At 38.1% G+C, this 11872-nt stretch carries 13 protein-coding genes; all 13 read left to right on the plus strand.

Annotated elements, in window-relative coordinates:
- Window positions 1–34 precede the first annotated feature (34 nt).
- Window positions 35–682, plus strand: a complete 648-nt coding sequence (locus tag KH109_RS06875) for a bifunctional precorrin-2 dehydrogenase/sirohydrochlorin ferrochelatase (protein ID WP_295217067.1) — start codon at window positions 35–37, stop codon at window positions 680–682.
- The gene (gene hemA / locus KH109_RS06880; protein WP_295217070.1) at window positions 651–1922 is read left to right on the plus strand and encodes a glutamyl-tRNA reductase; all 1272 of its coding nucleotides are present in this window, start codon (window positions 651–653) and stop codon (window positions 1920–1922) included. The genes KH109_RS06875 and hemA overlap by 32 nt, the downstream gene beginning before the upstream one ends.
- A 4-nt stretch (window positions 1923–1926) precedes the next feature.
- Entirely contained in the window at window positions 1927–2865 is a 939-nt protein-coding gene (hemC, locus tag KH109_RS06885; RefSeq protein ID WP_295217073.1) for a hydroxymethylbilane synthase, read from the plus strand.
- Window positions 2862–4370 carry a uroporphyrinogen-III C-methyltransferase gene (gene cobA, locus KH109_RS06890; protein ID WP_295217076.1) on the plus strand — a complete coding sequence of 503 codons (1509 nt, stop codon included), beginning with the start codon at window positions 2862–2864 and terminating at the stop codon, window positions 4368–4370. The genes hemC and cobA overlap by 4 nt, the downstream gene beginning before the upstream one ends.
- 9 nt (window positions 4371–4379) lie before the next feature.
- Window positions 4380–5354, plus strand: coding sequence for a porphobilinogen synthase (hemB, locus tag KH109_RS06895; protein WP_287292800.1), 975 nt, complete (start codon window positions 4380–4382; stop codon window positions 5352–5354).
- Window positions 5355–5363: 9 nt separating this feature from the next.
- Complete coding sequence (gene hemL / locus KH109_RS06900) at window positions 5364–6668, plus strand: glutamate-1-semialdehyde 2,1-aminomutase (protein WP_105084889.1); 1305 nt, start codon at window positions 5364–5366, stop codon at window positions 6666–6668.
- A gap of 91 nt (window positions 6669–6759) precedes the next feature.
- Window positions 6760–7221, plus strand: a complete 462-nt coding sequence (locus tag KH109_RS06905; RefSeq protein ID WP_005385599.1) for a helix-turn-helix domain-containing protein — start codon at window positions 6760–6762, stop codon at window positions 7219–7221.
- A gap of 282 nt (window positions 7222–7503) precedes the next feature.
- Window positions 7504–7932 carry a hypothetical protein gene (locus tag KH109_RS06910; protein ID WP_295217083.1) on the plus strand — a complete coding sequence of 143 codons (429 nt, stop codon included), beginning with the start codon at window positions 7504–7506 and terminating at the stop codon, window positions 7930–7932.
- A gap of 55 nt (window positions 7933–7987) precedes the next feature.
- Complete coding sequence (locus KH109_RS06915; RefSeq protein WP_227283227.1) at window positions 7988–8236, plus strand: hypothetical protein; 249 nt, start codon at window positions 7988–7990, stop codon at window positions 8234–8236.
- 211 nt (window positions 8237–8447) lie between these two features.
- Window positions 8448–9320: a hypothetical protein gene (locus tag KH109_RS06920; protein ID WP_295217087.1), complete on the plus strand. Its 873-nt coding sequence runs from the start codon at window positions 8448–8450 to the stop codon at window positions 9318–9320.
- 24 nt (window positions 9321–9344) lie between these two features.
- Window positions 9345–9833 (plus strand): hypothetical protein, encoded by a 489-nt coding sequence (locus KH109_RS06925; RefSeq protein ID WP_295217090.1) that lies wholly within the window; start codon window positions 9345–9347, stop codon window positions 9831–9833.
- A 251-nt stretch (window positions 9834–10084) separates the two neighbouring features.
- The gene (locus KH109_RS06930; RefSeq protein WP_295217094.1) at window positions 10085–10825 is read left to right on the plus strand and encodes a DUF3969 family protein; all 741 of its coding nucleotides are present in this window, start codon (window positions 10085–10087) and stop codon (window positions 10823–10825) included.
- 267 nt (window positions 10826–11092) lie between these two features.
- Window positions 11093–11860: a SprT family zinc-dependent metalloprotease gene (locus KH109_RS06935; protein ID WP_363158737.1), complete on the plus strand. Its 768-nt coding sequence runs from the start codon at window positions 11093–11095 to the stop codon at window positions 11858–11860.
- Window positions 11861–11872 lie beyond the last annotated feature (12 nt).

Raw genomic sequence — 11872 nt, forward strand, 5'->3', positions numbered from 1 at the left:
TCAAGCCGATTTTTTTATATATAGTAGGACAGCCATGGTATCTATAACATTTCAACCTACAACTGAAGATACAATCCTATTCGTAGGCGGCGGGGAGGTCGCAGAGCGACGAATGCAGCTCTTTATTGATGAGCCGTGCAACATTGTCTTGATTGCTCCTACTGTAACAGATAAGATTTGCCAATGGGCAAAGGATGAGCGTATCACTTGGTACGACCGTGCTTTCACAATGGACGATGAAAATCTCATTATAACGGGCAGTTTGTTCTTTATCTGCACAGATAATGGTGAATTAAACGATATGTTATATGAGCTGGGGAAAAAACACCGCGTCTGGACTAATCGCAGTGATGACCCTAGGGCGTGCAGATTTACTGTGCCTTCATCCCTTGAACTAGGTGATCTTCACATCGCAATCAGTGCCAATAACGTAGGCCCTCGTATCAATCGTCTAGTAAGGCAAGATATGATGAATCGTTATGGTCAGTTGCAAAAGGCTATGCCTAGACTTAAAATATTTAGAGAAGAAGTAAAGTTACTACTTCCTACTCCAGAGGCTCGACAGAAATTTTGGCGAGACCATCTGACCGTAGAAACTTTTGAGGCCATTCTCAAGGGAGAGTGGACGACTATAGAGGAGAAACTTGACCATGAAATTAGTGGTATTAGGCCTAAATCATAGAAGTGCCGCTGTTGAGGTACGTGAACGTTTCTCGTTTGATAAGGACGAGGTAGCTTCAGCACTAAACCGCCTCTATGAATTCGACTGTGTAGCAGAATGTGTTATTTTGTCTACATGCAATAGAACTGAAATTTATGCGGCCTTAGAAGGTGTAGAGTTCCCTAAAGAATATATGCTGGCTGTGTTAAAGGATTTAAAAGGTGCCGACCACATCGATGAAGATGCCTTTTTCTTCTATGAAGAACGAGATTGTATTGAACATCTATTCCGTGTGTCTGCAAGCCTTGATTCCCTTGTGTTGGGGGAAGGTCAAATTTTGAGCCAATTAAAAGGGGCTTATATTCAGGCTTATAGCGCAGGTTGCACAGGCACAATTTTTAATATCTTATTCCAACGCGCTATTAGTGTTGGTAAAAAGGTACGGACGAACACAGGCATTGCTAATACGCCTGTATCTGTTAGCTACACTGCTGTTAATCTTGCTGAGGACAGCCTAGATAAACCATTATCTGAAGCGACGGTACTCATCTTAGGTGCTGGTACCATGAGTGAGTTGACCGCAACGCACTTACAAGCAAAGGGCGTAAAAACGATTTTTGTATCCAATAGAACCTTTACGAAGGCAGAGGCTTTAGCAGAGCGATTTAATGGTAAAGCTGTTAAGCTAGATAACTTTGTAGATTACGCTAAAGATGCGGATATCCTCATCACATCTACAGGGGCGCCGCACTATATTATTACTGAACGTGAAGCAAAGAAAATTACCTCCCTTCGCAAGGGTGAGCCAATCGTTATGATTGATATTGCGGTACCACGCGATATCGATCCTGCTGTAGCAGATATGGATGGTATTTATTTATTCAATATTGACTCCCTTGAAAGTGTAGTAGAAGAGAATAAGGCACAGCGCGAAGAGGAAGCTCGTCGTGCAGAGCCTATCATTCACGATGCTATTGAAGAATTATTGGATAAATTGAGCTATTTAACGGTGCGCCCTATGATGGCATTGCTTACTGAAAAAGCAGAACGCATTCGCCGTCGTGAATTGCATCGGGCATTAGCGAAATTACCTGATATTTCTGATAAAGAGCGTCGCATTATGGACTCTATGAGTCGCATGATCATCCGCAAGATGTTGCGTGAACCGATGATTCACTTCAACGAAATCGCTGGTACAGAGGAAGAAGGTTTGTACTGGGATTTATTCAAAGATATGTTTAATCTTGAGAAAGAAGGCTAATGCCATGAGAGACCATATTCGAATCGGCACGCGAAAAAGTGCCCTTGCCCTATGGCAGGCTGAACATATTAGTGCAGAGTTACAACGTCTGTACCCAAACATTACAGTAGAGCTTGTTCACTTTAATACAAAGGGTGACCGCATCTTAGAAAAACCACTAGCTCAAGTTGGTGGTAAAGGTTTATTTACTGCTGAGCTAGAAGAGGCAATGCATAAAGGCGATATCGATATCGCTGTACATAGCTTGAAAGATATGCCTACAGAGTTGCCAGAAGGTCTTACTTTAGGCGCTATTTCAGCCCGTGAAGTGCCTTACGATGCACTTGTAAGCCCTGTGTATAAAACATTAGATAAATTGCCTGAAGGGGCTCGCGTCGGTACAAGTAGCTTGCGTCGTCAAGCGCAATTATTGCATGTGAGACCAGATCTTCAGGTCGAGGTGATTCGCGGTAATGTACAAACTCGTTTAAGCAAGATTGAAACAGAAAAACTAGATGGCGTTATCTTGGCGCAAGCTGGTCTTAAACGATTGGGCTTAGATGACCAAATTACACAAGTGTTTAAAGCTGATGAAATGATTCCTGCCGTTGGTCAAGGCGCTCTCGCTATCGAGTGCCGCGCTAACGATACGGAAATGCTTGAAATGCTAGCTCCTATTAACGACGTAGATACTCGCTATGCCGTTGAAGGGGAGCGCAGCTTCTTGCGTCAGCTAAATGGTGGTTGCCAAGTGCCGATGGGGGTACATGGTACTATCAATAAAGGTCAATTGACCTTAAAGGCCATGATTGCGTCCCTCGACGGTAAAACGGTATACGAAGGAGAAATTTCTGGCCCAGCGAAAAAAGCTGAAATTCTTGGTAAAAACCTTGCAAAAGCCTTATATGAAGAAGGTGGCAAACATATTGTGGATGCTCTCATAGAGGAAGGAATCATAAAATGACAGGTATGGTATATCTAATTGGTGCAGGCCCTGGCGATGTTAAGCTCATCACTGTAAAAGGTCGCGAATGCATTGAAAAAGCAGATGTAATTGTATATGACTATTTAGCAGATGCTCATTTGTTAGAATGGGCTCGCCCAGATGCAGAGTTGATCTACGCTGGTAAACAATGTAAAGATCACACAATGCACCAATGGGAAATCAACGAGTTATTAGTTCAAAAAGGTAAAGAAGGCAAAATCGTGGCTCGCTTAAAAGGCGGAGATCCACTCGTATTTGGCCGTGGTGGTGAAGAGGCTATGGCCCTTGGTGAAGCTGGTGTACCATTTGAATTTGTACCTGGTGTAACCTCTCCAATTGCAGCACCTGCTTATGCTGGTATTCCTGTAACACAACGTGCTATGGCTACATCCTTTGCGGTTGTAACAGGCCATGAAGATCCAACTAAAGCCGTATCTGGCATTCATTGGGAAGGCCTTGCCACAGCAGTTGATACACTTTGCTTTGTTATGGGTGTTGGCAATTTGCCTACCATTGCAGAAAAATTGATGGCTCACGGTCGCCCAGCTAATACACCGGTAGCGCTTGTTCGTTGGGGTACAAAAACAGTTCAGGAGGTTCTCGTATCTACTCTTGAACATGTAGTAGAAGACGTAGAAAAGGCACAACTAAAAGCGCCAGCTATTATCGTAGTAGGCGATGTAGTTAACCTTCGTGAAAAATTACAATGGTTCGATAACAAACCGCTATTTGGTAAAACTGTTGTTGTGACACGCGCTCGCTCCCAAGCTAGTGCATTCCGCGAAAAATTAGCAGCTCAAGGTGCTAATGTAGTAGAAGCGGCAGCAATTAAGACATCTCCATTAGAGTTGTTTGATGAAGATCGTCGCATCATCAATAATACAAAACAATACCAATGCATCGTATTCACATCTGGTGAAGGGGTTCGTTACTTCTTCGATGCTCTTTATAAAGAGGGCAAGGATACACGTGCTTTAGGTAACTCTAAAGTGGCAGCTATCGGCTGTGCTACGGCTCGTGAGCTTCAAAAATATGGTATCGTTCCAGATATTATTCCTACAGATTACAAAGCTGAATCTGCTGTAGAGGCTCTTGAAGAAGAACTCAAAGCAGGCGATTCCGTATTGCTCATCCAACCAAAAGTAGCTCGAGATGTAATTCCGCGCTCTTTGCGTCATCACGATATAGATGTAGATATTTTGCGTTTATATGAAACGACACAAGATACATCTCAACAAGAAGCATTAATCAATGCATTAACTGCAGGTACTGTAGACTACATTACGTTTACAAGTTCCTCTACAGTAACTAATACAATCCAATTATTGGGCGATGATGCATTGAAACTATTAGGCAATACTAAGATTGCTTGCATCGGACCTATCACAGCTGCTACAGCTATGAGTGCAGGTCTTAAACCAGCTGTTATCAGCGATGTATATACAACTGATGGCTTGGTAAATGCTATTGTAAAGGACATTTAGGAGGATTACATGTACGATTTAACATACCGTCCTCGCCGCTTGCGTATCAATCCAGAAATGCGTGATTTGGTACGGGAAACGACACTCGACGTAACTGATTTAATTTATCCATTATTTATCGTTCCTGGTGAAGGTATCAAAAAGGAAATCGATACGTTGCCAGGCCAATACCACTTATCCGTTGATGAAGCTGTAAAAATGGCTCAACAGGTATATGATCTTGGTATTCTTGGCGTAGAAATCTTCGGTATTCCTACATATAAGGACGAACAAGGTTCCTCTGCATGGGATATGTCCCAACCTGTACAACAAGCTATCAAAGCCATCCGTGCAGCTGTGCCAAACCTATTGGTGGTAGCTGATGTGTGCTTGTGCCAATACACAACAACAGGCCATTGTGGCATGATTGATGATCATGAAATCTTAAATGATGAAACATTGCCATTGCTTTGTAAAGTAGCGGTAAGCCAAGCAGAAGCAGGTGCTCATATGGTGGCTCCATCCGATATGATGGATGGCCGTGTAGGTGCTATCCGTGAAGCCCTTGATGCGGCAGGCTATACTAATGTATCTATTATGAGCTATGCTGCAAAATACGCATCTGCATACTATGGTCCGTTCCGTGGTGCCGTTAACTCTGCACCTAAATTTGGGGACCGCAAATCCTATCAAATGGACCCAGCTAATCGATTGGAAGCTTTCAGAGAAATCGAACTCGATATCGCTGAAGGTGCAGATATTATCATGATTAAACCAGCCTTGTCCTATTTGGATATCGTTCGTGAAACACGTGACCGCTATGAATTACCTGTAGCTGTATACAATGTATCTGGCGAATATGCGATGGTTAAATCCGCTGCTGCAGCTGGTCTTATCGACGAAGAACGCCTCGTTATGGAAACAATGCTTTCTATGAAGCGCGCCGGTGCTAAAATTATCATTACGTACCATGCTATAGATATTGCTAAATGGTTACAAAAGTAAGGAGAAACCATGTTCCAACTCGGTAAATCTGAAAAGGCCTTTGAAGAGGCTAAACGTTATATGCCAGGCGGCGTAAACAGTCCAGTTCGTTCCTACCGCAGTGTAGGTTCTAACCCTCCGTTTATTAGCAGCGCTAGCGGTAGCCGTATTTATGATATCGACAACAACGAATACATTGACTATGTGTTGAGCTGGGGCCCTATGATTTTGGGCCATGCGAACCCTGAAGTTATTGCTAGCTTGCAAGAGGCGATTCCTCGCGGCACTAGTTATGGTGCGCCTACACTACTAGAAACAGAATTGGCTAAAAAGGTACAAGCCTTCATGCCATCTATGGAGGTTATCCGCCTCGTTAACTCTGGTACAGAGGCGACTATGAGTGCTTTGCGCGTGGCTCGTGGCTATACTGGTCGCGATCGTATCGTGAAATTCGTTGGCTGTTACCATGGTCATAGCGATGCACTTTTGGTAAAAGCTGGCTCTGGCCTTGCTACCTTCGGTGTACCAGATAGCCCTGGCGTTCCACAAGGTGTAGCAGAAAATACAATTACTTTGCCGTACAATGACTCTGATGCGGTTCGCAAGCTATTCGACGAGATCGGCGATACTATTGCGGCTATCATCGTAGAACCTGTAGCAGGTAATATGGGCTGTGTGCCTCCAGAACCAGGCTTCCTTGAAACCTTGCGCGAAGTGACTAAGGCTCATGGCGCAGTGTTGATCTTTGACGAAGTTATGTGTGGTTTCCGCGCTAGCAGTGGCGGTGCACAAAAACGTTATAACATCAAACCTGACCTTACATGTTTAGGTAAAATCGTTGGCGGTGGCATGCCACTTGCTGTATTTGGTGGCTCTCGTGAGATTATGAACCAAATTGCGCCAGCTGGTCCTATTTACCAAGCCGGTACATTAAGCGGTAACCCGATTGCCGTTACCTCTGGTCTTGCAACTCTTTCTATTTTGCAACGGGATCCAACTATTTTCAAACAAGTAGAAGATGCAACTATTGCCCTTTGTGAAGGATTTGAACGCTTGGCAGCTCAATACAATGTGCCTGTTGTAGTACAACGGGTAGGCTCCATGTTCACAATCTTCTTCACTGATAAACCAGTTAAGAACTTTGATGATGCAGCAGCGTGCAACGAAGAACAATTCAAAATGTTCTTCCATCATAACTTGAGCCATGGTATTTACTATGCGCCAAGCCCTTATGAAAGTAACTTTGTATCTATCTGTCATAAGAGCAGTGAAATCGAACGCACATTAGCCGTAGCTGATGAAGCTTTCAAAAAAATCAGTGATACACTACTATAAAAATGAGTGATACTCTACTATAAAAATCAGTGATACATTATTATAAAATATATAGTTTGTAGTTGTTTATGTATCGATGTAGGTGATGAACATGCAGTTTTATAAGAACTTAAAGCGTGCTCGCGTGCGCATGGGCAAAAGCCAAATCGAAGTAGCAAAGGCCGTAGGTATCAGTAATGCGGCGCTTTCAAATTACGAAACAGGGTATCGCGAACCAGATTTAGATACACTCTGTGCCCTGTCTCGCTATTATGGATTGACCTTGGATGAGCTGCTAGATGTAAATGGAGAACAACATGAGCCCATCTATGATCTCAGTCCTGTACTCAAAAATAAATACATCGCCTATAAAGGTGAAGTATTTGAGTTGAAAGACTCACAAAAACGTGCGCTCTTGCGCGAGCTAGATAATTTATTTACTAAATTTGAGAAATCAAAGGTAGAAGATAAAAGTAGTAAGCCAAAAACGTACAAACATGGAAACCCACATATCAATCGGGCTGGCCTAGCGAGCAGTGCTGGTAGTTTAGCGGCACGACGGAATATAAAGTAGTTTAATATATTACTTTGTATATTGAGGGCTTTCCTTAACTCACACAATTTAAAACAAAAGCACCATCTATCTTAGGGGAAACGATACATACGTTGGATCCAGGTAGATGGTGCTTTTTATTATATTCATTTAAATACTTAAGTTATAGACTAAGTCGTTTTATTCTCAAAAAATAAATAAAAGATAACAATATTAAAATATCAGTTGGTGATATAAGTTGGTTTAATATATAATTAAAATATAGAAGTAAATTGAATATTTAGTGGTCTTATAGGAGACATTATGAAAGTATGGAGCGGTGTAAAATCTATATTAGATCGAACACCTTTTAGGGTTAAATTTTATATTGGTTTTATCTTGATGGCATTCTTCATAATGGGACTTGTTACTTTACTTGCGTATATTAATAGACCGGGACAAATACAAAAACTAACAGTATATGAGCAAAAGTTAGCAGCTATATCGACGTATAAAGTAAGTGAAGAGCATTTTGCTACAGGTAGAAACGGGCAAATTTATGTTTTTAAAAATACATATAAACGTGTTACTTTGGAATCGGTAAAGAATATACTTTCAGAAGAAAAGATAAACTGGCGTGAAGTAAATAAGAGTCACATTATAGGATATGATTTAGATGATAATATTTGGGTTGATATTACTCATGATATAAACACAAAGGCTATCATCGTTAAATTAGAAAAAGACCGATAATTAAAGCTTGTATTTATTATGTATTATCTAAACTATAAGGAGATTCAGTATATAAATGGAGTTCATTGATTCTTTACTAAATTTATATAATACAAATTATGAGGTTAGCGGTGCAATTCAAGCTATAGGTCTTACTATTGCGTTTATTTGTATTCCTGAGTTGATTGGGAATCATGATAGCATAGAATCTTTTGCTCCTGCTAAGCCTATAGTGAGACGTGTAGTAAGGATTATTTTGTGTATCTTATTATTTTTCGAAATATTTACTTTGTTGGGATTGCTGATGGATAATGGACTATTATAGTCTGAATTTAATGAGTCAAATTAAATTTAATATAGGGCGAGACTATTGTATTTAGTGGATGAAATTAATTAAGTCTATCAATGTAGTTGTGACTCACGTGGTTTTTACCTTTATTATATACATTAACTTCTAGTGGTGAGGTATCTTTGGAGCTAACTTATGTAGATAAATGATTTTAAGTTCGTTGATGAAATTGATTGGATGAGCTTTCATGCAGATAGGGAAAAATTCAAAAAAATGGCTTGAGAGAATAGGTCTTTCTTGTTTAATAGTAGTAAGTATTATTTTGGGTGTTTGGCTTTTCTTTGCTACAAATTTTATACACCCATTTATCCACTATTTGGATCTAAGGGGAAGTATAATATATTACAAAGAGCCAACTAATATAATTGCTTCTAATGTTCTTGGTTTTGATGAAGTACGAGGGAAAATATATTATATAACTACAAATGGTATTGGTGTATATAATGAATTAAACAACGATCATGTATTTATATTACATAAAGAGCCACCTAATGAAATCAGAATAGATGACATTACTAATGTATATCCGGAATTTAGTCGTTTCTCTGATGCGGAACAGGAGGTTTGGAAAAGTAAATTTTATGCTGACTTTAGGGAAAGAATTCCTATAGAGGAAGGCAATATAATTAGATTTCCATTCTTTTTCTCTTACGAAACCCGTGGGATTTATAATTTAGCTACAGGTTCTAAATTATCGAAAATTGATACGTATAAAATTTCTAATAATATATTCTATAATGTTGATTTTGGAAGCATTACTAAGATAGATTTAGAAACTGGTATAGTATGGAAGTACTATTCTAATAACTTATTAGATTATAATTTTATTAATGAAACGGTTTTTAGTAAATCAAAAGAGTTTAGTATTAATGAATTAATCAAAGAACGAAATCATGATAAACAATTAAAAGATAAAATTATAATTATAGATCATTATAGTCAATTTAGTCAGGATGATAAGAACGTTATAGAAGAATTGTTTATTAAGTTAGTTACTGCACGAAAGAGTATGAGTTTAAAGCCAGAACATAAAATGGGGTTAGAAAACTATTTGGAATGAATGAAAGTAGAGGTTGATTAGCAGATGTGGAAAAAACGATTACTAATAATTAGCCTATTAGGAAATATTTTTTCTCTGTTTTTAATTGGAATCTATTTTCTAGTGAATTCCTGGTTTTTTCATGCTGAATTAGGTAGTGTGGTCGGTATAAAGCCTGATTATTTAGTTCAGTTAAATAATGAAGGTGTTTTGTATGATTATAGACAAATGATTAGAATAGCATCTGGTATAAAGTCATATAAACTGATAAACTCCTTAGAATCAGATAATTATCATATATACAAATCAATTAATAATCATCAAATTTTTATTGGTCAAGTAGACCCTGTTCAACAAAAATATATTATTTATGATGGATATTTAGATCACTATATATTTGTAAATCTTAAATTTAATATAGATGAAAAACAATATGATGATTTTATTGGAAGAATAAAGGTAATAGATGGTTATGAGAATGTACCTATAAGATATCGGCGTTTAATTGAAAGTGACAACTGGGAATATCTTTAATTCTTTAGCTGCTCTACTCAATAGAACTAGTATATAGGCTGTATAAAGGACTTTGAGGGATGAAAGTTAAAACAATTTATTCTGTTGGTTGGTATATATTTATAGGCTGTTTTAGCGTATGGCTAATTTGTGGACTAAGCTATAAGTTTTTATTTAATGATGCTGTTGAGCAGTCTAGAATGGAATTGACGCAAGCCTTAAATTGATGGGCTTAAGAATTTAGACATTCCATTACGATAAAGGTAGAAATTATGAATATAACTATTAGTGAAAGACGAAATATTGAGTTTTATTTTTTATTAATTGCCCTAGGTACATTAGAGGCTTATAGATATAATTGTATTGATTTAGATACATTAGAATCATTAATCTATCGAATGAAGATGTTGAGTATTATTGATAAGAATAATTTATCTTCGGAATTAGAAGAAATTGTTTTACGTGGTATGGGACTAGAAGATGTTGAAGCATGGGTTAAAGGTGTTTTTCCAAGTATGGTGTTAGTTGATACGATAGATACCATTGATATAGACTGTAAGACTTTGTTGATGGATCCTAAATATTATTCTTGTTTTACTGATTTTAAATTGTTTGAATCTATAGCTGATGCTGACTTGAATTTAGAAATTGATTATGTTTCATTAGTAAACTTTGAGTTTAATATGATGATATTTCTGTTAGGATTTACATTATTACTAAGAGAAATTGATGATGAGCTTATTCAGGTACTATTATCTTTTAAGGATAATGTTTTAAGTAAAATTAAAAATCTAGGCTATAAATATTCTGAGTCATTTAAAGATGCTATTGAACTTTTTGATTTAATTGATTTCCATGAGAATAGATTTAATCCTAAACGTCAACAGTTACTTTTGAAGAAAATTAGTATTAAACTAAGAGTGTATTTTGTCTCTGCTACTAAGGAGAAGATTGAGGCTGGTATCGATTTCTATAAATCAGATGGTTTACTATATTATGTAGAAGCAAAATAAAATATCTTTATTTAAATTAGTAAATTAACTAAATTAAATCCAAGTATCCTAATAAGCTATATTATGTATTTTATTACATAATATGGCTTATTTTATGTAGAGCTTATTTTAGAGAAGCTATAATATAAAAATAAAACTACTATATTGTGCAAACGCATATTTAAAGGTATGAAGTGCTAGAATTTTTTATTATATAATACTAAAAATTAGTGTTGCTTAAAATCTAAGTAGTTCTATTAAAATTACTAGAATTTTACGATTTTATGAGTGTTTTATGATAAAATAAAAGGTATGAATACTTCAACAACTAGGTCTATTACCTATAATGGCGACAGAATTGAATATGAGTTAACCATCAAGCGTGTGAAAAACATGAACATGCGCATTACAAAGGATGGTGTGATCCATGTGTCGGCGAATGCCTATGTGCCGGATTATAGGGTGGACAAGTTTGTTATCGAGAATATGCCCTTCATTGAGCGGGCTCGTTACAAGATTGATGCATTGAATGCCAAGCGCGTCGATGCGTTGCAGTATGTGAATGGTGAAAGCTTATCAATTCTCGGCATTCCCGTTACATTGCGCCTAGTTGAGCAGGATGGCAAGCCTCACATTGGCTTTGACGGAAAAGCAATCCTTACTATGGTAGTGCCTCGTGGTACGACCTTTGATGCTAAGCATAAATTAATGCAAAGCTATTGGCGTAATTTAGGGGAGAAGGTCTTTGTTCATTGGGCAAAGGTCGTGTATCAACGCTACCACAAGCAAGGTATTGATGTGCCTATGCCAACCATAAAACAGCAGCGTATGAAGAGTCGTTGGGGTTCTTGTACGCCAGCCAAGCAGCTCATCAAGATGAACACCCGTTTATTAGAGGGGCCACAGGCGTATATTGAGTACGTTATGGTCCATGAGTTTGCTCATTTTAAATATTTAGACCATTCCAAGAACTTTCACAATCTAGTGGCACAGTTTTTGCCAGATTGGAAGGCTCGTAAGAAGTCATTGAACGTGTATTTTGCTCATCGCACTTAAAGGAGGTGTACC

Origin of the sequence: Veillonella sp., from assembly GCF_018381775.1 — a bacterium.
Taxonomy (GTDB): Bacteria; Bacillota; Negativicutes; order Veillonellales; family Veillonellaceae; genus Veillonella.